This window comes from Flavobacterium weaverense, assembly GCF_003688495.1.
Lineage (GTDB): Bacteria > Bacteroidota > Bacteroidia > Flavobacteriales > Flavobacteriaceae > Flavobacterium > Flavobacterium weaverense.
This window is the reverse complement of sequence record NZ_REFH01000009.1, coordinates 435,775-461,010: the sequence shown is the minus strand read 5'-3', so window position 1 is coordinate 461,010 and position 25,236 is coordinate 435,775. Positions and strand designations below refer to the sequence as shown.

Here is a 25,236-nt window from a genome sequence, read left to right as displayed (position 1 = left end):
TTTATATAATTTTTTTAATGACTCTTAACTTGTGTGTATGTTTATTTGTTTCTGCGTTAAAAATACCTAAGTGATCTAAGCGATCAATTCTTATCTTTCCGCTGGCGTGAATGATATAATTATCCTCCATGATGATACCAACGTGTATAATATTTCCTTCATCATTATCAAAAAAGGCTAAATCACCAGCTTCACTTTCTTCTATAAAACTTAAAGGTTCTCCTTGCGCAGATTGTTGTGAAGCATCACGTAGTAATTTATAACCGTTTAGCTTATACACCATTTGTGTAAAACCGGAGCAGTCAATGCCAAAAGGCGTTTTTCCTCCCCAAAGATAAGGCGCGTTTAAATACATAAAAGCAGTATCAATCAAATGTGATTTATCTTTTACTGCACTGGTTCGCTCTCCTTCAAATTCAAAATTTGAAATATTTATTTCCCCATAATTTAGAAAGGATAACGATGATCCTAAAGGAATGGGAATCAATAAGTTTGATGGCGTTGTTATATATTCAATCAAATCTGCATTGAGCACGATTTTTTCTGAAGATAATTTATTAAAACTCTCCTCAGAGATAAGTTGTAATTGTTTAAAATCGATCCAACCTTCATATCCGTCATATTGCATTCTGATGCGAGTCCACTGCTTCAACTGCTCTAAAATTTCAAAATGTTCTCCAAACAAAACCTGAGAAACAATTTCGCTTCTATCACTAGGTTCAAACCGAAGTGGTATCATTGCTAGATTACAAATTCCAAACATTTATCTTTAATTAGAAGTTAAAAATTAGGGCTATATGTTTTTGGCATATAACCCATCATTTATTATTATTTAAATTCTTTCGATTACGATAGCTGATGCACCGCCACCACCGTTGCAAATTGCAGCAGCACCAACTTTAGCATTATTTTGTTCCAAAACATTCAATAAGGTAACGATAATTCTAACTCCAGAGCAGCCAAGAGGATGACCTAAAGAAACTGCACCTCCATTTACGTTAACTTTGTCATTTGCTAGACCTAAAATTTTAGCGTTAGCTAAACCAACGACTGCAAATGCCTCATTAAACTCAAAGTAGTCTACAGCATCAATACTTATTCCTGCTTTGTCTAGAGCCTTCGGTAAAGCTTTAGCAGGGCTTGTAGTAAACCATTTTGGCTCTTGAGCTGCATCTGCATATCCTTTTATGTACGCTAGCGGTTTTAATCCTAACGAAAGCGCTTTTTCTTCGCTCATTAATATTACTGCTGCTGCACCATCATTTATAGTTGAAGCATTTGCTGCGGTAACCGTGCCATCTTTAGTAAAAACAGGATTTAAAGACGGAATTTTATCTAATTTTACGTTTGTAAATTCTTCATCTTTAGAAACCACTATTGGGTCTCCTTTTCTTTGCGGAACCGCTACAGGAACAATTTCGTTATCAAATTTTCCACTTTCCCATGCTTTCGCACTACGCTCATAAGATTGAATTGCATAGTTATCTTGGTCTTCGCGGGTAAAATTATATTCGCTAGCACATAAGTCAGCACAAACTCCCATTGCGCTGTTATCATATGCATCTGTAAGTCCATCTTTCTGCATACCGTCAACCATAGCAGCAGGACCAAATTTAGTACCGTTTCTTAAGTTTAAATAATGAGGTATCAAACTCATGTTTTCCATTCCACCAGCAACAACAATTTCTGCATCGCCACATTGAATAGCTTGAGCTCCCAACATAACTGCTTTCATTCCTGAAGCACAAACTTTATTAATAGTGGTACAAGCAACAGATTCATTAAGACCAGCAAATATAGCAGCTTGACGAGCAGGAGCTTGTCCTGTTCCAGCTTGAACTACATTGCCCATAAATACTTCGTCAACTAAATTTGGGTCTAAATTTATTTTGTCTAATGCGCCTTTGATTGCTGCTGCACCTAACTTAGGAGCGGTAACTGTAGATAATCCCCCCATAAAACTTCCGATAGGTGTTCTAACGGCAGAAACGATAACAACTCTTTTGTTCATAACTTTGATAATGTTGGTTTATCTAGCAAATTTAATCTTTTTTAAACAATTTCATATTTTGACACAGATATAATCTTTTTTAAATTTATTTCTATTCTATATGTTTGATTGTGAAGAGCTTTTGCAAATAAGGTGAAAAAGAATAAAAAAAAGCCTCGAAATAGTTGTGAGTAACGTAAAGAAGTCCTAAATTTGCAACCGCAAAACAAGACACGTTTCTTTGAGCTTGGAGAGGTGCCAGAGTGGTAATGGAGCAGTTTGCTAAACTGTCATCGAGTGATCGGTGCCAGGGTTCGAGTCCCTGTCTCTCCGCTTTTATAATTTTGTTTTTCGGGGTGTAGCGTAGCTCGGTTATCGCGCCTGCTTTGGGAGCAGGAGGCCGCAGGTTCGAATCCTGCCACCCCGACTAATTAAACTTTTTCCATTTAAGTTTTATAAGATAAATGGAGGCATAGCTCAGCTGGATAGAGCACCTGCCTTCTAAGCAGGCGGTCGAAGGTTCGAATCCTTCTGCCTTCACAAAGACCGATACTTTTATTAGTATCGGTTTTTTTGTGTTTAAAATTTATTTTGTTTATTCTTTTTTTAATATCATTAAACAATTAATTATTTTTATATTTGCAAAAGCAAAATCATCATTGGTTTAAGTAATTTTATTTTGATTGTGATGATTGATACTAATTTTAAAGTTGACATTTCTTAATTGGAATAATAGAACAGAAAAACAATTAATACTACAATGGAAAATAAAAAACCAGATAATATAGTCTATTCGGAAACTGAAGGATACAATGCTAATTTATTACCTTATGGAACAAGCGTAGGTGCTCCAGTAATTAGAATGGACGACTTAGTTTCATGGAAGAGTAGAGGTATTACTACTGTAAACAAGGAATTTAAAAGTAAGTTTGATGAGCTTAAAGCGCAGTATCAAAGTTTAATCGAAGAATTTGAGTGGAACGAATTGGTTTATAATTCTAAATTCTCTTTTGAGCCTGTTGTAGGGGAGATTTATCATTTGTATCGAAGTATTGATGGCAATGATTTTCTTTCGTTAATTGGTCCTAATGAATGGAACAAAGAGCATATTGGCACATTTAAGTTGAACAGCGATAAAAAATGGATTCACCTCTCGTAACTTTTTAATTTTACTAGAAATTAATTTTATTAAAAGTAGAAAAAAACCCGTTTTAAAATCGTGTCAAATAAGAAAAAAAAATATCCTTCAGGGTTTTGAAGGATATTTTTTTGTGTAAAGTTATTTAGAGATTATCTTGTAAAACCTCTTCTTGCTCTCCTTGATAGAGATAACGCTCTTTACTATCATCAAGTTCATCCATCCATTCTGTGTGATGTTGTGATGCCATTGTTCCTGTTACGACGCTCTGATACGTTTTATCACGATACGTTAAAATGTTTTCTTCTTTATCTTGTAACCATTCTTTAAACATTTCAGCGACTTTGTCTACATTAAAGTGCGGATAATCTGAAAGTGAAAGTAAATCTTTGATATAGTCTGATTGGAAATCAACATTATCTAAGCTATTCTCCAATTTATTATTTCGATCAAGCCACTTGTCAATATCCATTCTTCGTTCCGTTTCTTTTGGCAAAGTCAAACGATTCATCATAAAGTCTCTAGCTAACCAAGCTTGTGCATCAAACATATTAAAAGTGTAATACTGATCCTGCATACCTAAATAAATCAATTGCGGAAGTGCATTAAATAAAATTCCTTTATATAAATTATCTGGGAAAAGATTATTTTTTGTTTTCAATCGAAGTTCATCTGGTAAAAAGGGAAATTTGTGTTGGTATCCAGTACACATAATCACTGCATCATAAACTTCGGTTGTTCCATCCTTGAAAAATGCAGTATCGCCTTCAAAATGTGTTACCATCGGCAATTCTTTTATTCCTTCAGGCCATTCGATACCTATAGGATTGCTTCTATAACTTAAGGTCACTGATTTCGCACCGTGCTTGTAACATTGTACACCAATATCCTCTGCAGAATAACTACTACCTATTAAAAGTATATTTCGATCCTTAAATTGGTCCGCCCCTCTAAAATCGTGTGCATGCATAACGGTCCCAGGAAAATTTTCAATTCCTTTAAAGTAGGGCATATTTGGTGTCGAGAAATGTCCAGATGCCACTACTAAGTAATCTAATTCTTCGCTATACGTTTTGTCAATTTTTAGATCATCTAGAATTACATTAAATTTCTTCGAATTTTCGTCAAAACTCACCCATCTTACCGTGGTGTCAAATCGAATGTAATCTCTGGCATTACTTTTTTTAATACGACCTTGTATATAATCGAATAAAACTGGTCTTGGTGGATAAGACGAAATTGGTTTTTTAAAATGTTCATCGAAGGAATAATCGGAAAATTCTAAGCATTCTTTGGGACCATTAGACCATAAGTATTTGTACATACTTCCGTGAAGTGGCTCGCCATATTTTCCAACGCCAGTTCTCCAAGAGTAGTTCCACATGCCGCCCCAGTTATCTTGCTTTTCAAAGCAGATGATTTCTGGCATTGCATATCCTTGTTCTTTAAGAGCTTCAAAAGCACGAATTTGCGCTAAACCACTTGGTCCAGCACCAATTATACCTATACGTTTGTCTTTCATAGAATTTTTATTCATATTTTTTATTTTTTAGGATTACAAGAGAATTTGACCTTTTATAAAAAGTCAAAGCTCAATAATTAATACTCGCTAATGAAAATTTGCTGCAGGATTCAGCGGATAGAGTGCAAGACTCTAAAAATGGAAATAAATTGGTCGATGACCAATTAGTAAATCTTCCGTTTTGAATTATGTAATTCGGTAATACTGCTAAAATACGATTTTTAGCCTTTATTTCCAAATTCAGAACCTTAATACCCTTGGAAAAATGGCTCTTTTATTTGTTTTTATAACCTTTTTTTTAGAATTTTAGAAATTACTTTCAGACTTAATTTACAATAAATATTGTCTAAATTTAGTATTATAAGAGTACTAAGCGATACAAACATTCTATGACTATATTAAGTGTTGATGTTTCGTATTGGTAGTACGTTTAATTTTCAAAAAGTGAATAGTAAATTTCTATTTATAAGAATAATTAAAGATATAATGTAACTTGAAATTTTATTTCGAAATGTACGTGCCGGTACTTATTCAATTTATCTTATTTTTATAAAAAACTTTTTATGTCTCAAAGCAGTAAATTAATTTTAGCCATCTTCTCCTTTTTTTGCATCATATCTTGCAAATCACAAAACAGAACTGTAAACGCACGTTCAAAAGCTGTCGTAGTTTTAAGTGATACCACTTTTGTAAATTTAAAAGATTACAGCGAGGATTTTGTATATGATATGAAATATGCTACTTCAGATAATTTTTTAAAAGCACAAGTTTACGACTGTGCGGAGTGTTTTTTAAGATTAAAAACAGTTACAGCATTAGTGGAGGCAAATAAAAAATTTATTAAAAAAGGATATCGCATTAAATTATTTGATTGTTATCGTCCTTTAGATATTCAAAAGAAAATGTGGACCATCGTGTCAAACCCTGAGTATGTTGCAAATCCTGCAAAAGGTTCAATTCACAATAGAGGAGGAGCGGTTGATATCACTTTAGTTGATAGCTCTGGTAAAGAGTTAGAAATGGGTACTGGTTTTGATTTTTTTGGAATAGAAGCGGGACATAACTATACCAACTTATCTCAAAAAATTAAAGACAATAGAATATTGCTCAAGTCAGTAATGATGGAAAGTGGTTTTAATCCGTTTAATTCAGAGTGGTGGCATTATAATCTTAAAGAAGGTTTAAATGACAAAGTATCTAATGTGAAATGGGAATGTAACTAGATTATTCAATACATCTAAGATTATCAATAAAGTAAGTTTCTGGATAATAGGTTTGATTATTCAGCTCTGATTTAAGCTCTTTCTTTAAAACATAATCTTCAGTTTCAGTGAGATATTTAATACGCATCATTGATACTGGCGAATTTTTAAGTTCCTCATAATTATCTTTTGCAAACATAAATACTCCAGAATTTACTCGGTTGTCAAAACCTTTTTCATCGCGAATCATCGTTCCGCAATTCTCCTGGTCGATATGAATTAACGTAACTATCTTTCCATTATTTAGTTGTAAAAACAGCCTTGAATTTTTATCAAAACAATTGGCTTTTATAAAATCCTTACTTTTTTGTAGCAATTGTAAGTTCAATGTTGGTATACCATCTGTGTTCGCTAGCGAATAAAAAATATAGCTAGAACTACTTGCAAAATGCTTTTCAGAAATTATATATTCTTTAGTTTCTTTATAAGTACCAATTGAATCAGTTACATTAGTGCTATAATCACATGGCTTTTGAGCCAATACACTAATGCTAAAAAGAAAAAAAGCTATTACAATTACGTTTTTCATTATGATTAAATTTTGGTGCAAATTAAAACTATTTTATCATTATTCACATCAGTTGTAAAAAAACAATATGTATTTCCTCCACCTTTTACTTTCCATTTTTTTCTAATACTGTCAACACTATCAGGAAAATTTCTGGTGGTAATATTTGCTTGTTTACTTTCTAAAAATTCTTTCATAGCTACCTTGTTATAAGGAATTCTATTTCGAATTTCAAAGGCACGGCCTGGAAAAGGTACTAGTTCATTTGAAGTATATAAATGAGAATGCTTGTGAAGCTTATTTACTTTGTAGAAAGCACCAACTTCATCAAAACCACCTGATTTCATAATTGCACTATTGGGTTCATAAAGAAATGCTTGCGGTTTAGTATAGGGTAAGTAATCAATCTCTTGGTTAAGTGTAAAATCAAAAGTTTCCAATCGGTCTTTTAAAATGTTTACAGTTTTAATACTAGTAGATCCTGAGAACAACGGATTTATTTCCCACAATAATTCTTTGACTTCATTTTCTACTGCTACAATATGAATCGCTTTTACATTTTTTAGTTCTGATAATCCAGCAGAAATGTCGAGTAACGGAGCTGTTTTGATCAGAATTGATTTCGATTTCGCTAAATAGAAATCTAGATTTTCAGGCACGTTAGGCAAGCAGTCTTTTAGTAAAAAAACTTTTCCCTTTTCGTCATTTCTTCGGGAAGGATCAATATAAATCCAATCCCACTTAACATCCAAACGTTTTAAAGTCTCTATGCTATCCTCAGCATAGCATTTAATGTTATTGACATTTAATTGCGTGAAATTATGAGCCACCATCATGGAAAGTTCCGTATTGATTTCGCAATGAGTGATATGCTTGATTTTTTTCGAAAAGTAATAATCGTCAACTCCGAAACCGCCCGTTAAATCTATTAATGTTTCACCATCCACAAGTGATGCCTTATAAGAGGCTGTTTTCTCTGACGAAGTTTGTTCAATCGAAATTTTGGCAGGATATATTATATTTTCAGTTGCAAACCAAGTTGGGAGTTTTTCCCTCGCTTTGGATTTTGCTTCAATTTGGTTTAAAACTGAAAGCCAATTCAAGTAAGGAAAAGGATTTTTCTGCAATGCTAATTTTGATATACTTTTACCAATATTTTCATTTATAAACTTTTGTACATTATCATTAAGAATCTTTAAATCCAACATTACATATCTTTAGTTAATAGCTTGATAACCGGGTTTTCAGGAAAGAACTCTTTACTAATAACTTTAATGATAGTATATAATGGAACTGCGATGATCATTCCTAAAATTCCAAATAGAAAACCAGCAATAAGAATCACAAGAAAAATTTCTAAAGGATGTGAACTTACACTTTTCGAAAAAATAATAGGCTGCGATAAATTGTTATCTATAATTTGAACAATCCAGAAACCAATTAAAACATAGATAGTTGTAGGTAAAATTTCAGATTGAAAATCACTACCTAAATTACTAAGCATTGTTAAAAGCGCTGCCAAAAGCGAAGCGATTAATGGTCCTATGTACGGAATGATGTTTAACACTGCGCATAGAAAAGCAATTATAATAGCATTTGGTAAACCAAAAATTATTAAAACGATAAGGTAACAAATGAAAACAATAAATAATTGAAGCAGTAAACCAATGAAATAACGAGACAGTAAATGATTTGTTTTTTCCACCGAGTTTAAAACTTGATCTTCATGACTGTCTGGAATTAACTTTTTTGATCCAATTAAGAACTTTTTACTATCCTTTAAAAAGAAAAATGTAATAAATAATACAGAAGCTAGTCCCATTCCGAAACTACTGATTGTTCCTAATAATGCATTTAAAAAGTCTGGAATAAAGTTGAAATTAATTTTTGAGGTTATATTCGATTCTTTCAGGACTTGCGCTGAATCGATACTATGATTATCTAAAAAAGCAGTAATTTGATTGACCAGTAGTATTATTTTTTGTTCGATTTCACCAGTATTTAAGAGCGATAAGTTTTGCCCCTGTGAAAGTATTAATGGTACAAACAACATTATGAAACCAAATATTATTAATATGAATATGAACAATACAGCTATTGTTGCAAAAATATGATTGAATTTCAGTCTTCGTTTGAAAAAATCTAGAATTGGAGTACCTATCAAGGCAAGTATCAGAGATACTACAAGATAGATAAGTACTGATTGTATTTTATATAAAAATAAAAGTATCAATCCTACTACAACTATCGTCAGTACTGATCGAAGGATACCATTAGAAATAATTTTTGATGTAATCATGTTTTGAATTTAATTGGTAAATATAAAAAAACTCGCTAACAAGTAGCGAGTTTTAAATTCAAAAAAAAAACAAAAAATATTAATTTCTAAAACTTGATCTAGAACCTCCAGAAACGAATAAGGCTGCCATTCTAGACTTTTGTCCATTTGTAAACATATACATTCCTCTATCATCTGAGTAATCCATATAGTTCATAGTCATTTCAACCGGAGTTCCTGAACAAGTGCTATAATGAGGATAATTTAAAACACCGTAATTAGGTTCGTTATGTGTTGGTGTATCAGAAACGTAATCACTTCCACAGTTTGCATCACCCCAAATGTGGCGTAAATTCATCCAGTGACCCACTTCGTGAGTAGCTGTTCTTCCTAAATTAAATGGAGCACTAACTGATCCAGTTGTTCCAAAAGCATTATTGTCAATTACAACTCCATCAGTGGATAATGATCCTCCTGGAAACTGAGCGTAACCCAATATTCCACCACCTAAATTACATGCCCACATGTTAAGCACTGTAGCTGGCGACGTAGGTGCAATTCCTGTAGCTGATTTTTTCATAGCATCATTTGTAGACCAAGAAGCTATTGTAGTTGATCTTCTTACTATATTTTGCAAAACAAATTTAATACCCACATTAGCTTTTACTCCTGAAAATAATGATGGAACTTTAGTGAAATCAGAATTCGCAGCATTAAAATCACGGTTTAAAACATCAATTTGTGACTGAATTTGAGCTGTTGAAATATTTTCAGAAGCTGTTTTGTATAAAACGTTGACTACTACTGGAATTTCGACTTTTCCATTAACAATACGACCGTTTAACATTGATTTTTGAGTAAAGTCCTCAATTTTGTTCATTCTCAAAGCTAATGTTGGATCAGCTTTCATTTGTGCGGCTAACACTTCCTGTGATGCACAACCACGCTGTAAAACTGCGTTTGTTTGAACATCTGTTTCTGTTGTGTCGTTTTGACAAGAAAATAGCATTAATAATGCCGCAGCTGGTAAAAAGATTTTTTTCATAAATGGTTTGTTATAAATTAGTGGTTTTGGTTAATTATTTCACAATTCTATAACAATTTATCAATATAAAAAATTTTTATATGTTTTTTTACAAAAATAAAAATTATAAGGTGGTTTTACTGCATAAATAGAAATGTGGATATTTATAAAAATAAAGTATTTTCTTACTAAATGTAAAATTTTGAATGTAGAAAATTTTTATAACTAGCTAGTAAAAATGAAAATTTAAATTATTTGGGAAGCTCATATAGTCGAGTAACCTTCTAAAATGTCTACAATAAAATTAACTTAGAATTTTTCTAGATCTTTCTTAGATTATACATAAAACAAGGTAAAAATTAAATTTAATTATCTAATTATTAAATATATAATTTACAATATTCGCTCCCATTTTTAATGCTTTTTCGCGAACTTCTTTAGGGTCGTTATTTACTTCTGCATCTTCCCATCCGTCTCCTAGATCACATTCATAAGTGTAGAGTAAAACTAGTTTACCTTCTAAAAATATACCAAATGCTTGAGGTCGTTTTCCGTCGTGTTCATGAATTTTTGGTAATCCATTTGGAAAAAAATTTGGTTTTTGAAAAATTAAATGATTGGCTGGAATTTCTACTAAATCATTATTTGGGAATATTTTTTTTATTTCTTTTCGAACGTATTGATCCATCCCGTAATTGTCATCGATATGAAGAAAACCTCCGGCCGAAAGGTAATTGCTTAAATTACTTACCTCATTCTCATTAAAAACCACATTTCCATGGCCTGTCATATGAACTAATGGATACAAAAATAATTCTGGACTGCTTGGTTCAACAGTAGCTGGTTTAAGTTTAATTTGCGTATTAATATTTGAATTACAATATTTTATTAAATTAGTCAATGAAGTTGGATTTGCATACCAATCGCCGCCGCCGTTATACTTCAGCAAAGCAATTTCTTGCGAATACGATGATAAAGAAAATAAGAGCAGTGATGAATAAAATATTTTTTTCATAACCAATGGCTTATATTAGACTTCATTAACAAATACTACACTGTGACAAGCGACAATTGCGGCAGTTTCTGTACGTAATCTAGTGTTTCCAAGAGAAACAGCTGTGAAATTATTACTGAGAGCTAATCCTATTTCTTTTTCTGAAAAATCACCCTCTGGACCTATTAACATGGTTATTTTTTCATTAGGTCGTAAGATAGATTTAAATGTTTTTTTATCTGTCTCTTCACAATGCGCAATAATTTTTAAATCTTGATTTTCACTATTTACAAATTCTTTAAAAGTCATTGCAGGATTTAAAATTGGCAGAAATAATTCGTTCGATTGTTTCATTGCGGCTAATAAGATCTTATCAAAACGTTCCTTATTAATCGTTTTTCTTTCGGAACGATCACAGATGATTGGCGTTATTTCGTGTATCCCTATTTCAGTAGCTTTTTCTAAAAACCACTCGAAACGATCATTCATTTTTGTTGGTGCGACAGCAAGATGCAATCTGAATTTTGAAACTTCTGCTTTTTCTATCGAAATAATTTTAACGGTACATTTACTGTCAGAAGCTAAAGTAATTTCAGTAGTAAATAAAAAACCTAATCCATTAGTAACATGTAATATATCTGTATCCTTTTTACGTAATACTTTAATTATATGTTTACTCTCTTCTTTATCAAAAGAAAAACTTTCTGTTGCTTCGTTTATGTTGGGATTGTAAAATAATTGCATAACTTAAAATTGAATTCTTGCTTTAGAAACGACAGATGAAGTTTCAAATGTTTGATTTAAAAATTTTTGATAACCTACAATTCCAATCATTGCAGCATTATCCGTAGTGTACTCAAATTTTGGAACAAAAGTTTTCCAGCCGTATAAATCTTCAGCTTTCTTTAATGTATTCCTAATTCCTGAATTTGCGGACACTCCTCCGCCAATTGCGATTTGTTTGATTCCTGTTTCCTTAACCGCTAATTTTAATTTATCCATTAAAATTTCGATTATTGTATGTTGTATGGACGCACAGATATCATTTAAATTTTCGTCAACAAAATTCGAATTTTCTATTTTTTTCTTTTGAATAAAATACAAAATCGCCGTTTTTAGTCCAGAGAAACTAAAGTCTAATCCGGGAACTTTTGGCTTTGTAAATACAAAAGCTTTTGGATTTCCTAGTTGTGCATATTTATCAATTAGAGGACCTCCAGGATACGGAAGACCTAAGATTTTTGCACTTTTATCGAATGCTTCACCTACAGCATCATCTGTAGTTTCGCCAATTACCTTCATTTCAAAAAAATCATCAACTTTAATAATCTGTGTATGTCCACCGCTAATGGTTAAAGCTAAAAATGGAAATTTAGGTTTTTCGAAATTTTCTTCAGCTATAAAATGTGCTAGGACATGCGCTTGCATATGATTAACAGCAATTAATGGTATTTGCAATGCTAATGCCATCGATTTAGCAAAAGAGCTTCCCACTAATAGTGAGCCCATTAGTCCTGGACCTTGAGTAAATGCAATTGCAGATAACTGTTCTTTTTGTATATTTGCTTTACGAAGCGCTGCGTCAACAACGGGAACAATATTTTGCTGATGAGCACGGGAGGCTAGCTCAGGTACAACACCGCCATATTGGTTGTGAATTAACTGATTTGCTACAACATTTGATAGTACTTTATCGTTCTGTAAAATGGCTGCAGCAGTATCATCGCAGGAACTTTCGATAGCAAGAATAAAAACCTCGGGATTTTGCATAAAAAGGCACAAATTTTGAATTACTTTTGACAAGTGAATTACCACAAAAAATATTCTTTTTGTCAAAGTCCAAAATTAGAAAATTTTTATCAAAGGTGCTGCGTTTACAAAGGCAAAATGAAATATTAGAAAATTTAAACAATAAATAGGTATCAAAAAAATAATAAAAATAGTATTCCGTTTCCTTCTTGGACTAATCCTCCTTTTGTTGGTTGCTGCTATTGCACTTACTTTGCCAGTTGTTCAAACAAAAATTGCTCACTATTTTACAAACAGTATTAACAAAGACTTTGGCACAAACATCGCCATCGAGGGAGTTGCTGTATCTGTTTTTGGAGGAATAAAGTTTAAAAACGTTTTGATTCGGGATCATCACAGGGACACCTTAATCTATTCTCAACGAATAGCTACGACAATTCTAGAAGGAAAAAAGTTGTTAGATGGTGATTTGATTTTTGATGGTTTAGAACTTAAGGGTCTATTATTTAACCTAAAGACGTATAAAAATGAAAAGGATTCTAACCTAGATAAATTTGTAGAGGCATTTGAAAGCGGAAAACCATCTACTAGAAAATTTTTGCTGAAGGCTAATAATTTACAAATCTATAATGGACATTTCATTTTAACAGATGAGAATAGAGAAAATCCTAAAGATGTTGATTTTACTAAATTAAATGCATCGGTTACTGATTTTATGATTTTTGGTCCAGATGTTACCACTAACATCAATAAAATGTCGTTCATGGATTTTAGAGGTTTATACGTAAAAAACCTGAAATCTAAATTTTCGTATTCCAAGAAGAGTATTAAACTTGAGGAACTAGACTTGCTTACTAAAGAATCTGCTTTAGTGGGAACCGTTCTTTTAAATTATAAAATTGAGGATTTTATAAACTTTAATGACAAGGTCGTTTTTGATATTAAGATAAAATCAGGTTCTATAGGTTCAAACGATATTCGTCACTTCTATAAAGAAATTGGAAAAAACCAGCATTTTTATGTAAAGTCTAATATAAAAGGAACATTGAATAATTTGCAATTGAATAATCTTAAATTAATAGATGATCGAAAGACAGAGATTGTGGGAGATATTCACTTTAATAATCTTTTTGCCAAGAAAGGACAAAAGTTTTCAATGGACGCTAAGTTTGACAAATTGACTTCAACCTATGAAGACTTAGTGGTTATTTTACCAAATATCTTAGGAAATAAATTACCGACTTCATTAAAAAAGTTAGGTAGATTCTCTGCAAAAGGAACTTCTACCGTTTCGACTACTGCCGTAGAGGCTGATTTCTTCATGATAACTGCTTTAGGAAATGTAACTTCAAATTTAGCAATTCAAAATATTGATGTAATTGATAAAGCTTCTTATGTTGGAAATGTAATTTTAGATAATTTTGACATTGGAAACTTATTAGAAGAAAAAGACTTAGGAAGAGTAAGTTTGAATATAGACGTTGACGGTAAAGGTTTTAAGCAAAAATTTCTAGATACAGCAATTAAGGGTGATATTACAAAGGTCGATTTTAGGAATTATACGTATTCTAATATTGTTGTCGATGGAACGCTTAAAAGCCCAATGTATAAAGGTCAAATATCAGTTAACGACCCAAATTTAAGTATGACATTTGACGGTTTACTTGATATTACTAAAAAAGACAGCCGTTATGATTTTCATTTAAATGTTGAAAATGCTGATTTGAATAAATTAAAATTAGTAAAAGATTCAGTATCAATATTTAGAGGAGATGTTGTTGTACAAGCCAGTGGAAATAATATAGAAAATTTCCAGGGTAATGTTTATATCAACAAGACTTCTTATCAAAATGCAAAAGACACTTACAATTTTGATGATTTTACCATTAATTCTGTATTTGATCAAAATAGAGTACGAACAATAACTGTTAACTCTCCAGATATTGTACAAGGAGAGATCGTAGGAAGATATGAATTCAATCAATTAGAGAATTTAGTAAAAAACTCTTTGGGAAGTTTATACACTAATTTCAAACCACATAAAGTTAAAAAGGGACAGTTTTTAAAATTCAACTTTTCGATCTATAATAAAATCATCGAAATATTTTTTCCAGACATTGCGATAGGAGCAAATACTATTGTTAAAGGAAATATGAATTCTGACAATCAAGAATTCAAACTTAATTTCAACTCTCCGCAAATCGTTGCTTCTGACAATACTTTTGATAATATTAATGTATCAATCGATAATAAAAATCCACTTTATAACGCGTACATCGAACTAGACAGTATCAAAACTAAATACTATAAAATTCAAGATTTCAGTTTGATAAATGTGACCATGAAAGATACTTTGTATTTTAGGTCTGAATTTAAAGGAGGGAAAAACGCCGAAGATTATTACAATCTGAATTTATATCACACTATCAACAAGGATAATAATAATGTAGTGGGCATCAGTAAATCGGAAGTGAAATTCAAGGATTATTTATGGTTTCTGAATGAAAATGAATCAGCTGATAACCAAATCGTTTTTGATAAATCGTTTAAAAACTTTACGATAGATAATATCATTCTTTCGCACGAAGAACAATCTATTGCATTAGGTGGTATTTTTAAAGGACCCACAGTCAAGGATTTAAAGCTAAGTTTCAAAGATGTAGATTTAAATCAAATCACACCTACAAACGAAAAATTCCTATTGGAAGGAAATATTAATGGTGAAGTGAGTTTTAAACAGAACAAGGATGTTTACCAACCCACGGCTTCAATTATCATTGACAATTTAAACGTAAATAAAACTGATTTAGGGACGTTAAACTTTGATATTGAAGGAGATGAGAACCTACAGAAATTTAAAATTAATTCTAATCTAGAAAACAAGAATTTAGAATCCTTTGATGCTGATGGTAGTTTAGAAATTGTAAACAAGGAGACTCTTTTAGATCTGAAATTAAAATTTGATAAGTTCAACATTGCTGCTTTAAATTCTTTGGGAGGTGATGTTTTATCTAATATTAGAGGTTCAATCTCTGGTAATGCAACAATTGAAGGTAACGTGAAAAAACCTAATATTAACGGTCGCTTGTTCTTAGATAAGGCGGGAATTACAATCCCTTATTTAAATGTTGATTACGGCTTGGGCGATAATACTATCATTGATTTGACGGACGAGAAATTTTTATTTAGAAACAATACGCTGACCGATACAAAATACGGAACAACGGGAAGTCTCAATGGAAATATAGAACATAATAATTTTACCGACTGGAAGCTAGATTTGGCTATTCGATCTAAACGTTTACTCGCTTTGGATACAAAGGACAGTGAGGATGCTGCTTATTATGGAACTGCCTTCATTGATGGTACAGCAACTATTAAAGGACCTACAAATTCTCTATTCATTAAAGTTGATGCGAAGTCAGAAAAGGGTACAGCTGTTAAAATACCTATTAATAATGCCGAAAGTGTAAGTGATAATATATTTATACATTTTGTAACAGAGAAGGAAAAATACAATTTACAAAATGGTATTGTTGACAATACTAGAAATTATAACGGACTTGAATTAGAATTTGATTTTGATATTACACCAGATGCCGAGGTAGAAGTTATTCTCGATCGTAATACGGGTCATGGAATGCGTGGAAAAGGATTTGGATCATTATTGTTCAAAATTAATACGCTTGGTAGATTTAATATGTGGGGAGATTTCCAGGCATATGAAGGAAGTTATAATTTTAAATATGGCGGTTTGATTGATAAGAAGTTTGAGGTTAAAAAAGGAGGTTCGATTACGTGGGAAGGAAATCCTATGAAAGCGCAACTAAATCTTGAAGCCATTTATAAAACTTCTGCAAATCCAGCTGTTTTGTTAGATAATTCTTCTTTTAATACTAAAGTTCCTGTAGAAGTTATAATAGGAGTAAGAGGCGATTTAACGAGTCCAGAACCCGATTTTAATATTGAGTTCCCAACAGTTAGTAATGTGTTAAAATCAGAGATTCAATATAAGTTGAATGATAAAGACGTCAGACAAACACAAGCTCTTTACTTATTGTCATCAGGTACTTTCTTAAGCCCAGAAGGAGTGAGTCAGTCTGATTTTTCAGGAAGTTTATTTGAGACAGCTTCTAGCATTCTTGGAGGAATTATTCAGTCTGATGACGAGAAATTTAAAGTTGGTCTGAATTTTATTGGTGCTGATAGAAGAATAGGGAAAGAAACAGATGGTCGATTTGTAGCAACAATTTCTTCAAAAATTAATGATCGAGTTACCATTAATGGAAAATTAGGAGTTCCTTTTGGTGGAGTCAATGAATCAGCTATTGTAGGTGATGTTGAAGTTCTTTTTAGAGTTAATGAGGATGGTACTTTAAATTTAAGGCTATTCAACAAAGAAAATGATATTAATTACGTTGGTCAAGGTATAGGATATACACAAGGTTTAGGGGTTTCTTATGAAGTCGATTTTGACACATTCAAGGAATTTGTAAATAAGATTTTTAAGAATCTAAAATTCGAAAAAGTTTCAAGTCCTGCATCTGAAGATCAAGATTCTAACTTATCACCTGAATATATTAAGTTTCAAAGGTCCAAAAAATCTTCAACAGAAAAAGTCAAAAAAAATCAGGAAGGATTAATTCCGGACGAAATTTAATATAACACCGTTAAATTTAAAATTTATAAAACCTGCAAGATTAAGGTAATCTTGCAGGTTTTTTACATCTAAAAAAATCTATTTTTTTCCGAAAGACGTATATGATGCGTTACCAGTTTTATTTGAATTTAGTTTTTTTTAAATCATAATTTCTATACATTAAATATGTATTCATTTTTAAATATCCAAAATCAAATCTCCAAGATTTCTCTTTTAAAATCACTATTTTTATAACTACTGATTTATAGTAAAATAAAGGTCTGATTCGAAAATCATTAAACATAATTTGAATATTTTTTAATTTTATTAAATATTATTCAATTTATTGAGTTTTCTAAAAACTTATCAACGAAAACGTTTGAATTTAAAAGGCTTTCCTAATTTATCAATAACGCAGCCTTGAAAGTGGGTAATGTTTGTTAAATTTACACTTTAATACTTTAAAGAAATGCCAAAAACAATAAAAAAAGTAGGAGTTCTTACTTCAGGAGGAGACTCACCAGGAATGAATGCTGCTATTCGTTCAGTTGTTAGGACTTGCGCTTATCATAATATAGAATGTATCGGAATTTATAGAGGGTATCAAGGAATGATTGAAGGCGACTTCAAAGATATGGGACCTCGAAGTGTAAATAATATTGTCAATAAAGGAGGAACGATTTTAAAGTCGGCGCGTTCAAATGAATTCAAAACGGCTGAAGGTCGTAAAAAAGCTCATGAAAATCTTTTAAAAGCTGGAGTTGATGCTTTGGTTGTTATTGGTGGTGATGGAACATTTACTGGAGGTTTACTATTTAGTAACGAATTTAATTTTCCAATAATGGGAATTCCAGGTACTATTGATAACGATATTTTTGGAACAAGTCACACGCTTGGTTATGATACTGCTTTAAACACAGTTATTGAAGTAATTGACAAAATTAGAGATACAGCGAGTTCGCACAATCGTTTGTTCTTTGTAGAGGTGATGGGTAGAGATGCCGGACATCTTGCTTTGAATGCTGGAATTGGCGCTGGTGCTGAAGAGATTCTAATTCCTGAGGAAGATCTTGGTTTAGAACGTCTTTTAGAATCATTACAAAAAAGTAAAGCTTCTGGAAAGTCTTCTAGTATCGTTGTGATCGCTGAAGGAGACAAAATTGGTAAAAATGTTTTCGAATTAAAAGATTATGTAGAAGCTAATTTACCGGAATACGATGTTAGAGTTTCAGTTTTAGGTCATATGCAACGTGGCGGTTCACCTTCTTGTTTTGATAGAGTTCTTGCAAGTAGGTTAGGAGTGAAAGCTGTTGAATCGTTAATCGAAGGTAAGTCAAGTTATATGGTAGGACTTCAGTGTGATAAAATTTCATTGACTCCTTTGGTACAAGCCATAAAAGGAAAAACAGAGATTGATAGAGAATTATTAAGAGTTTCAGATATCATGTCGACCTAAATTGTTTTAATCTATCGTGAGAAAGTTAGATTATGTTAAAAATTTGGAAAATTAAGAATAAATAGAATATCAGACAGCATGTCTACAAGATTTGTTAAAGTTTATTGTGAGGAAATTAGACTTTATGTGGAGGTAATAAAATAAACTAAAAAATTAAAGTAAAATGTCAAAAGTTAAATTAGGAATAAACGGTTTTGGAAGAATAGGAAGAATTGTATTTAGAGAATCATATAATAGAGATAACGTAGAGGTAGTTGCAATTAATGACTTATTAGATGTTGATCACCTAGCATATTTATTGAAATATGATTCAGTTCACGGTCGTTTTTCTGAAAAAGTAGAAGTAAAAGACGGTAATCTTTATGTGAACGATAAACATATTAGAGTTACTGCAGAGAAAAATCCTGCTGATTTAAAATGGAATGAAGTTGATGTTGATGTTGTTGCTGAATGTACTGGATTTTTTACCACTCTAGAAACTGCAAACGCGCACATCACTGGTGGAGCTAAAAAAGTTATTATTTCGGCGCCATCTGCAGATGCACCTATGTTTGTTATGGGAGTTAATCATCACAAGGCTTTAGCTTCAGATACCATTGTTTCAAATGCATCTTGTACTACAAACTGTCTTGCTCCATTAGCTAAAGTTATCAATGATAATTTTGGAATAGTTGAAGCGTTAATGACTACAGTTCACGCTACTACTTCAACACAAATGACTACTGATGGTCCATCAAAAAAAGACTGGAGAGGTGGACGAGCAGCTTCATGTAATATTATACCATCATCAACTGGTGCTGCTAAAGCGGTAGGAAAAGTAATTCCCGAGTTGAACGGTAAATTAACTGGAATGGCTTTCCGTGTTCCTACAACTGATGTTTCAGCTGTAGATTTAACTGTGAAAGTGGCCAAAGAAACGAGCTATGAAGAAATCATGGCGGTATTGAAAACTGCTTCTGAGACAACGATGAAAGGTGTTCTAGGTTACACTGAAGATTTGGTAGTTTCGCAAGATTTCGTTTCTGATCCGAGAACTTCAATTATTGACGCAAATGCAGGTATTGGATTGAATTCTACATTCTTTAAAATTATATCTTGGTACGATAATGAATATGGTTATTCTAGTAAATTAATCGATTTATCGGTACACATTGCAGGACTAAAATAATTATCTATATTTACAAAAATCCCGTTATTTTCATTTTAGCGGGATTTTATTTTTTTACAAAAATTCAATTTTATATTCGGTTAATTTAACCAAAAACCAAAAAAACCAAACGAAATGAGATTAATTGTTGATAGTGGCTCAACCAAAGCCGATTGGATAGCGATAAATGAAGAAGGAAAAGTGCTTTTTACAACGCAAACATTAGGCTTGAATCCAGAAATATTGGAGAAAGATGAAATAATTGACCGATTGAATGATCGTTTTGATATTTTACAAAACAAGAAAGCCGCTACTCACTTATTTTTTTATGGCGCTGGTTGTGGTACGGATCGAATGAAAATTATGTTATCTCAAGTTTTTCAAGAGTATTTTCCAAATGCTATTATTTCTGTGGAAGAAGATACGTATGCGGCAGTTTACGCTACGACTCCTAAAGGAGAAAAAGCGATCGTTAGTATTTTAGGTACTGGATCGAATTGTAGTTATTTTGATGGTAAAGAATTGCATCAAAAAGTGCAGTCTTTAGGATATATTGTAATGGATGATTGCAGCGGTAATGTTTTTGGTAAAGAATTAATCAGAAAATATTATTTCAATAAGATGCCTAAAGAATTAGCGGCAAAATTTGAAAAAGAATATGATATGAGCGCAGACGCTGTAAAAAGCAAATTGTACAAAGAACCAAATCCTAATGCTTATTTAGCGACTTTTGCTAAATTCTTAATTCAAAATAAGGAAACTGAGTTTTGTAGAAAAATAATTTTCAAAGGGATGAAATCTTTCGTAAAAAATTATATCAAACAGTTTGATAATCATAAAGAAGTTCCAGTACACTTTGTAGGTTCGATAGCATTCTATTTAAAAGATGAATTGCAGGAGACTTTTGATAAATATGAACTTCAGCTAGGAAATGTACTTAGAAGACCTATTGACGGTCTTATTGCCTATCACGTAGCAAATAAGTAATACAAAAAATACATAAAAAATTCCAAATTCCAATGCTAAACAAAGGAGTTTGGAATTTTTTATTTAATATCAAATGCTATTATAAAATTGCAATCATCGATATTTCTACATTAACGTTTCTTGGTAAGCAAGCTACTTGAACGGTCTCGCGAGCTGGTGCCGTTTTTTCGTCGAAATACGATCCATAAACAGTATTTATTTTTGCAAAGTCATTCATGTCCATTATGAATATCGTAGTTTTTACTACCTGATCAAATGTCATTCCGGCAGCTGTTAAAACTGCTTTCATGTTTTCCATTACTTGCTTCGTTTCCTCTTCTATATTTGTAGTTATTAAATCTCCCGTCGCTGGATTAATAGCGATTTGCCCAGATGTATATAAAGTATTTCCTTTTAAAACGGCTTGATTGTAAGGTCCTATTGGAGCTGGAGCATTTTCAGTAAAAATTATCTTTTTCATATTTGTTTTATATTTTAAACACTAAATTGTTGGTATGTAGATTTTTTGAGAAAACTATCGGTTAATAACGCTTCGTTTATCCCATTTGATATCGCTAAGCACTCCAGATTTTATTCCTATAAAGAATCCCCAATTCGCATTATCTCCAAAAGGAGACCAGTTAAAATCCATTCTCCAGCTAAGCAAATCTCTTTCAAATCTAAACTGTGTGAACGTAACTCCTTTTTGTACAAAATCATAACCAGTAGAAACTCCTGCTTTCCATTTTGGAGTTATATCAGCATTAGCAGAAATCATTATGGAGTTCCCAATAATTTTATTCTCTCTGTTATTATTTCCGTAGGTTAAGGAATAAGCAAAAGTCATATCCCACGGTAATTTCGAATTAAAAAATCCTGAAATTTTGTCTTCACCTTCTGACTCTTCGTCGCCAAATTGACTTTTTCTGCTGTCTCCTAAATCGGTGTTGGTTCCAAACAAATCATCTGCACGACCACCATTCCGCTGACTTTGTTCGTTTTTATCCTTTTTCATATCATCTTTCCCTTTACTTGAAAGAGAGTAATTTAAAGTCATATTTGAACTTGTCATTCTAAAAAGACTTCCGCCATTATCGATATTAAATCTGTTGATTCTCTTGCCAGAATTATCTATCGCATAAGGATCTAAAGTTGCCCCGAAATTCACATTCATTTTATTATCTAATAACTGCGTTCCACCACTAACTCTAACAGGAGCAAATGCAAGCGAGTTAACACCGTCAGCATTTAGATTATAACTAGTAGAGAAGTTTAAGTTATTTAATAACATAATTTTCTTTGCTTCCGTTCTTGTACTGTCTTTGTCTGTAACTTTTGCTTCAAAGGTATTACTCAAATCAAAACCTAAAGTATTAGAATTTGTTAAGCCTGGCGCACCAAAAATTCCATTTTCAAATCGTGTATATTGCTTGTCCATTGTCCCACTGGCATCTGAAGCATAAGTATCGTAGTATTTTTCGAAACTAGGAGTATAACCGTACGATACGGAAGGTCTCATGACGTGACGAATCGATTTAATTTTCTTGTTTTCTCCAAAATTAAATGTTCCGTAAACCGTTGTTCCTACGCTTGATGAAAATGAATAGGTTCTAAAAGCATCAAATCCATTGACTACTTTGTCTGTTACCTTACTTAAGTCGTTATCGTATCCTCTTTCAATTGTTTTTGTGTACCAAATTTCCTCGTAGTTCATCGAAGTGGATGCACTGAAATATTTGAATATTTTGAAATTAGTGCTCAAAGGAATACTGTGTTGAAAACCAACTTTTGCATCTCTAAACATTTGCGGTTTAAAAAATAGAGAATCGGTTGTAACGATACTGTTGCGGCCGTTTAAGTTATATTGTAAATTTATGTTTTTGAAAAAACCTTTTTTAACGCCATCTTTCCCTACAAACGGATAAATTCTGTCGACACTCAACTGCAACGTTGGTAATGTCATATTAATCTCCTCGGTTTGAGTATTTTGAGAATGTGTAGCTGTCAAAGACATTCTTACTTGAGGAACTGAATTGAATGTTTTTGAATACGACACTGACGAACTCAATGTGTTGTTCAAGTTGGAACCAATATTGACTTGGTTTATAGACTGCTTAAAATACTTACTACTACCAAGATTCACAGATGCGGAGAAACTAGAATTTGGACTTGATTTATTATCTTTAGAATGAGACCACTGAATATTATAGATATTTTGTTTCGAATAATCAGGATATCCGCGTTCACTGCTAATTAAATTTTCGAACCTAACGTTTACATTTCCTCTAAAATTATATCTTTTGGCATAACTTGATTCAAAACGCATTCCGTAACTACCATTAGTATAGTAGTCACCCAAAACAGTTAAATCGTAATTATCGCTCAATGCAAAATAGTATCCTAAATTTTGTAATGAGAAACCTCTATCATTGGAGTCATTGTAACTTGGTAGAATGAGTCCTGAAATACTAGTTTCTTTACTCATTGGAAAAAAAGCAAACGGTAATGCTATAGGAGTTGGTACATTAGCAATAACCATATTTGTCAATCCTGTTACTACTTTTTTACCTGGAATAAATTTCACTTTATTGGTTTGGAAATAATATTCTGGATTGTCTATGTCTTTTGAAGTAGTAAAACGAGCTCCTTTTAAGAAATAAACCGAGTCGTTTTCCTTTTTAGTAATCGCTGCTTTTATTTTAAACTCTCCTTGTTCAGATCGAGAATTCCAAATTAAGGCTTTTTTTGTCTTAAAATTAAATCGGATGGAATCGGGCTCAATAACATTTGCACCTTGTTTGAAATTTGGAAACTGTGTATATTTTCCAGTAGAATCCTTAATTCGTCCTGCGTAAACTTCATTTTTCTCATAGTCCATAACTATGATTCCTGATTTTAATTCGATATCTTGATAAAAAAGTTCTGCCTTGTCGTACAATGTCAGTAATTTTTTCTTTTGATCAATCTTTGCGTATTTATCTGCTTTGTATCTTACTTTTCCATCGAGAAATGGTTTTTTACCTTTTACCGTATCCTTTTTTATAGTGTCATTTTCTTTAATTGGAATCAAATTAGGTTTCTCAATTGGTGAAATGATCTTGTTAGCGCTATCTGTTTGTTTATTAGCGGGTATAGCCGTCTTTTTTTTTATTATATCTTGAGAGTATAATTTACCAGAACCTAATGATAGGAAAAATGATATTAAAACGATATTAAATAAGTTTGTATACAAAGGTTTAAATGCTATTTTTGTAATTTGTGGCTTGTTTTTTGACATCTCAGAATTACATATTATTATTTGTCAAAAATAGACAAATAAATAAATTTATGGCGGTAGTCTTTTAATTAAATTAACTTATAGCTTTATGCATAAAATATATAAAATTAAAATAGTAGTAACTTTTATTTTAATGATGATTTCGGCATCTGGATTTAGTCAGTCTAATACGTTCAAAGTAACTTTAGATGCGGGTCACGGAGCACATGATTTCGGTGCAGTTTATGAGGGCAGGATCGAAAAGAATATTGCGCTAGCAATTGCTTTAAAAGTTGGGAAAATATTGGAATCGACTCCACAAATGCAGGTTAACTATACTCGCAAAACAGATGTTTTTATTGATTTAATTGAAAGAGCCAATATCGCCAATCGATTTAATGCTAATATTTTTGTTTCAATTCACTGTAATGCTAATAGAAATACCGCTGCAGACGGAACTGAAACGTATGTAATGGGTTTGAGTAAAGTAGCTTCTAATCTTGCTGCTGCAAAAAAGGAAAACTCGGTAATTACTTTAGAAAAAGATTACAAACAGAAATACGAAGGTTTTGATCCGAATTCGCCTGAGACAATGATTGGAATGACATTAATGCAAGAGGAATATTTAGATAATAGTATTTCATTAGCAAGCAAAATAGAAGATGCTTTTGCTGATTTAGGAAAAAAGATTAGAGGCGGTGGAGTGAAACAAGCTCCTTTTATGGTACTTCATAAAGCTTATATGCCTAGAGTTTTGATAGAAACTGGATTTATATCCAATACTACAGAAGGAAACTTATTAAATTCAGAAGAAGGACAAGTTGAAATTTCTAAAGCGATTGCTGAAGCAATTATAAGCTATAAAAAAGAGTATTACGGTAATGGCGAAATTGAATTAATAGGCGAATTGCCTTCTCAAAAAATCAATGAGAAACCAATACAAGAAAACATTGTTCCAATTAAGGCAAAACCAGTACCTGTAGTTGAAGAGCCAATCCAAACAAGAAAAGTAGTTGATACAACTAAACCAATTTTTAAAGTGCAGTTATCAGCAAGTAGCAAAAGGCTAGATTTAATTCCTAGAAATTTTAATGGACTACGAAATATTTCTGTTGCTTATGAAAACAGGGTGTACAAATATATGTATGGTGAAACTTCTGATTATGACGAAGCAAAACAGCAGTTGCAAGAAGCAAAATCAAAAGGTTATGATACAGCTTTTCTAATTGCCTTTAAAAACGGAGAAAAAATAAATGTTCAAGACGCTTTGAAATAATTTCTATTTCCGACTTATTATTATAAACAAA

General features: G+C 32.0%; 19 protein-coding genes and 3 tRNA genes. 10 read left to right on the top strand and 12 right to left on the bottom strand.

What is annotated here, in order from left to right:
• Window position 1: 1 nt before the first annotated feature.
• Complete coding sequence (locus BC961_RS08760; protein ID WP_121925463.1) at window positions 2–763, bottom strand: C40 family peptidase; 762 nt, start codon at window positions 761–763, stop codon at window positions 2–4.
• Window positions 764–832: 69 nt separating this feature from the next.
• On the bottom strand, window positions 833–2,011 hold the full coding sequence (locus BC961_RS08755; protein WP_121925462.1) for an acetyl-CoA C-acyltransferase: 1,179 nt from the start codon (window positions 2,009–2,011) through the stop codon (window positions 833–835).
• A 228-nt stretch (window positions 2,012–2,239) separates the two neighbouring features.
• Between BC961_RS08755 and BC961_RS08750 the strand changes: the two genes are divergently transcribed.
• From BC961_RS08750 to BC961_RS08735, 4 genes are all read left to right on the top strand, one after another.
• A tRNA-Ser gene (locus BC961_RS08750) sits at window positions 2,240–2,323 on the top strand.
• Between the two features lie 19 nt (window positions 2,324–2,342).
• Window positions 2,343–2,417: transfer RNA gene (locus tag BC961_RS08745), tRNA-Pro, on the top strand.
• A 39-nt stretch (window positions 2,418–2,456) separates the two neighbouring features.
• Window positions 2,457–2,530 (top strand) — tRNA-Arg (locus BC961_RS08740).
• A 220-nt stretch (window positions 2,531–2,750) separates the two neighbouring features.
• On the top strand, window positions 2,751–3,149 hold the full coding sequence (locus BC961_RS08735; RefSeq protein WP_121925461.1) for a DUF2452 domain-containing protein: 399 nt from the start codon (window positions 2,751–2,753) through the stop codon (window positions 3,147–3,149).
• A gap of 124 nt (window positions 3,150–3,273) precedes the next feature.
• Here BC961_RS08735 and BC961_RS08730 read toward each other — a convergent pair whose 3' ends face one another.
• A complete protein-coding gene (locus BC961_RS08730) occupies window positions 3,274–4,650 on the bottom strand; it encodes an NAD(P)-binding domain-containing protein (protein ID WP_121925698.1) in 1,377 nt (458 codons plus the stop codon).
• Window positions 4,651–5,213: 563 nt separating this feature from the next.
• Here BC961_RS08730 and BC961_RS08725 point away from each other — a divergent pair.
• Window positions 5,214–5,873 carry a M15 family metallopeptidase gene (locus BC961_RS08725; protein ID WP_121925460.1) on the top strand — a complete coding sequence of 220 codons (660 nt, stop codon included), beginning with the start codon at window positions 5,214–5,216 and terminating at the stop codon, window positions 5,871–5,873.
• Window position 5,874: 1 nt separating this feature from the next.
• On the opposite strand, the gene BC961_RS08720 is transcribed toward BC961_RS08725, so the two are convergent.
• The 7 genes from BC961_RS08720 to tsaD form a co-directional block, all read right to left on the bottom strand.
• Complete coding sequence (locus BC961_RS08720; protein ID WP_121925459.1) at window positions 5,875–6,441, bottom strand: hypothetical protein; 567 nt, start codon at window positions 6,439–6,441, stop codon at window positions 5,875–5,877.
• Between the two features lie 5 nt (window positions 6,442–6,446).
• A complete protein-coding gene (locus tag BC961_RS08715) occupies window positions 6,447–7,625 on the bottom strand; it encodes a THUMP-like domain-containing protein (RefSeq protein WP_121925697.1) in 1,179 nt (392 codons plus the stop codon).
• A 2-nt stretch (window positions 7,626–7,627) separates the two neighbouring features.
• The gene (locus BC961_RS08710) at window positions 7,628–8,719 is read right to left on the bottom strand and encodes an AI-2E family transporter (RefSeq protein ID WP_121925458.1); all 1,092 of its coding nucleotides are present in this window, start codon (window positions 8,717–8,719) and stop codon (window positions 7,628–7,630) included.
• A 79-nt stretch (window positions 8,720–8,798) separates the two neighbouring features.
• Complete coding sequence (locus BC961_RS08705) at window positions 8,799–9,743, bottom strand: zinc metalloprotease (protein WP_121925457.1); 945 nt, start codon at window positions 9,741–9,743, stop codon at window positions 8,799–8,801.
• Window positions 9,744–10,095: 352 nt separating this feature from the next.
• Window positions 10,096–10,737 (bottom strand): DUF4159 domain-containing protein, encoded by a 642-nt coding sequence (locus BC961_RS08700; RefSeq protein WP_121925456.1) that lies wholly within the window; start codon window positions 10,735–10,737, stop codon window positions 10,096–10,098.
• Between the two features lie 15 nt (window positions 10,738–10,752).
• On the bottom strand, window positions 10,753–11,460 hold the full coding sequence (locus BC961_RS08695) for a 16S rRNA (uracil(1498)-N(3))-methyltransferase (protein WP_121925455.1): 708 nt from the start codon (window positions 11,458–11,460) through the stop codon (window positions 10,753–10,755).
• A 3-nt stretch (window positions 11,461–11,463) separates the two neighbouring features.
• Window positions 11,464–12,486, bottom strand: coding sequence for a tRNA (adenosine(37)-N6)-threonylcarbamoyltransferase complex transferase subunit TsaD (gene tsaD / locus BC961_RS08690; protein ID WP_121925454.1), 1,023 nt, complete (start codon window positions 12,484–12,486; stop codon window positions 11,464–11,466).
• 205 nt (window positions 12,487–12,691) lie between these two features.
• On the opposite strand from tsaD, the gene BC961_RS08685 reads away from it, so the two are divergent.
• From BC961_RS08685 to BC961_RS08670, 4 genes are all read left to right on the top strand, one after another.
• The gene (locus BC961_RS08685) at window positions 12,692–17,125 is read left to right on the top strand and encodes a translocation/assembly module TamB domain-containing protein (protein WP_121925453.1); all 4,434 of its coding nucleotides are present in this window, start codon (window positions 12,692–12,694) and stop codon (window positions 17,123–17,125) included.
• A gap of 448 nt (window positions 17,126–17,573) precedes the next feature.
• Complete coding sequence (gene pfkA / locus BC961_RS08680) at window positions 17,574–18,560, top strand: 6-phosphofructokinase (protein WP_121925452.1); 987 nt, start codon at window positions 17,574–17,576, stop codon at window positions 18,558–18,560.
• Between the two features lie 163 nt (window positions 18,561–18,723).
• A complete protein-coding gene (gap, locus tag BC961_RS08675; RefSeq protein WP_121925451.1) occupies window positions 18,724–19,728 on the top strand; it encodes a type I glyceraldehyde-3-phosphate dehydrogenase in 1,005 nt (334 codons plus the stop codon).
• A gap of 114 nt (window positions 19,729–19,842) precedes the next feature.
• Window positions 19,843–20,694, top strand: coding sequence for an N-acetylglucosamine kinase (locus tag BC961_RS08670; protein WP_121925450.1), 852 nt, complete (start codon window positions 19,843–19,845; stop codon window positions 20,692–20,694).
• A gap of 79 nt (window positions 20,695–20,773) precedes the next feature.
• Here the strand turns inward: BC961_RS08670 and BC961_RS08665 are convergent, their stop codons facing one another.
• Window positions 20,774–21,154, bottom strand: a complete 381-nt coding sequence (locus tag BC961_RS08665) for a RidA family protein (RefSeq protein WP_121925449.1) — start codon at window positions 21,152–21,154, stop codon at window positions 20,774–20,776.
• 54 nt (window positions 21,155–21,208) lie between these two features.
• Window positions 21,209–23,950 (bottom strand): putative LPS assembly protein LptD, encoded by a 2,742-nt coding sequence (locus BC961_RS08660; protein WP_121925448.1) that lies wholly within the window; start codon window positions 23,948–23,950, stop codon window positions 21,209–21,211.
• An 88-nt stretch (window positions 23,951–24,038) separates the two neighbouring features.
• On the opposite strand from BC961_RS08660, the gene BC961_RS08655 reads away from it, so the two are divergent.
• A complete protein-coding gene (locus BC961_RS08655; protein WP_121925447.1) occupies window positions 24,039–25,205 on the top strand; it encodes an N-acetylmuramoyl-L-alanine amidase family protein in 1,167 nt (388 codons plus the stop codon).
• The last annotated feature ends 31 nt before the right edge of the window (window positions 25,206–25,236 follow it).

Bases quoted from the DNA above. Each gene is read 5' to 3' on its own strand.
- BC961_RS08705 (WP_121925457.1), bottom strand. From the start codon at position 9,743: ATGAAAAAAATCTTTTTACCAGCTGCGGCATTATTAATGCTATTTTCT.
- BC961_RS08665 (WP_121925449.1), bottom strand. From the start codon at position 21,154: ATGAAAAAGATAATTTTTACTGAAAATGCTCCAGCTCCAATAGGACCT.
- BC961_RS08710 (WP_121925458.1), bottom strand. From the start codon at position 8,719: ATGATTACATCAAAAATTATTTCTAATGGTATCCTTCGATCAGTACTG.
- BC961_RS08720 (WP_121925459.1), bottom strand. From the start codon at position 6,441: ATGAAAAACGTAATTGTAATAGCTTTTTTTCTTTTTAGCATTAGTGTA.
- BC961_RS08655 (WP_121925447.1), top strand. From the start codon at position 24,039: ATGCATAAAATATATAAAATTAAAATAGTAGTAACTTTTATTTTAATG.
- gap (WP_121925451.1), top strand. From the start codon at position 18,724: ATGTCAAAAGTTAAATTAGGAATAAACGGTTTTGGAAGAATAGGAAGA.
- BC961_RS08660 (WP_121925448.1), bottom strand. From the start codon at position 23,950: ATGTCAAAAAACAAGCCACAAATTACAAAAATAGCATTTAAACCTTTG.
- BC961_RS08760 (WP_121925463.1), bottom strand. From the start codon at position 763: ATGTTTGGAATTTGTAATCTAGCAATGATACCACTTCGGTTTGAACCT.
- BC961_RS08695 (WP_121925455.1), bottom strand. From the start codon at position 11,460: ATGCAATTATTTTACAATCCCAACATAAACGAAGCAACAGAAAGTTTT.
- BC961_RS08700 (WP_121925456.1), bottom strand. From the start codon at position 10,737: ATGAAAAAAATATTTTATTCATCACTGCTCTTATTTTCTTTATCATCG.
- BC961_RS08755 (WP_121925462.1), bottom strand. From the start codon at position 2,011: ATGAACAAAAGAGTTGTTATCGTTTCTGCCGTTAGAACACCTATCGGA.
- BC961_RS08735 (WP_121925461.1), top strand. From the start codon at position 2,751: ATGGAAAATAAAAAACCAGATAATATAGTCTATTCGGAAACTGAAGGA.
- BC961_RS08670 (WP_121925450.1), top strand. From the start codon at position 19,843: ATGAGATTAATTGTTGATAGTGGCTCAACCAAAGCCGATTGGATAGCG.
- pfkA (WP_121925452.1), top strand. From the start codon at position 17,574: ATGCCAAAAACAATAAAAAAAGTAGGAGTTCTTACTTCAGGAGGAGAC.
- BC961_RS08730 (WP_121925698.1), bottom strand. From the start codon at position 4,650: ATGAAAGACAAACGTATAGGTATAATTGGTGCTGGACCAAGTGGTTTA.
- tsaD (WP_121925454.1), bottom strand. From the start codon at position 12,486: ATGCAAAATCCCGAGGTTTTTATTCTTGCTATCGAAAGTTCCTGCGAT.
- BC961_RS08725 (WP_121925460.1), top strand. From the start codon at position 5,214: ATGTCTCAAAGCAGTAAATTAATTTTAGCCATCTTCTCCTTTTTTTGC.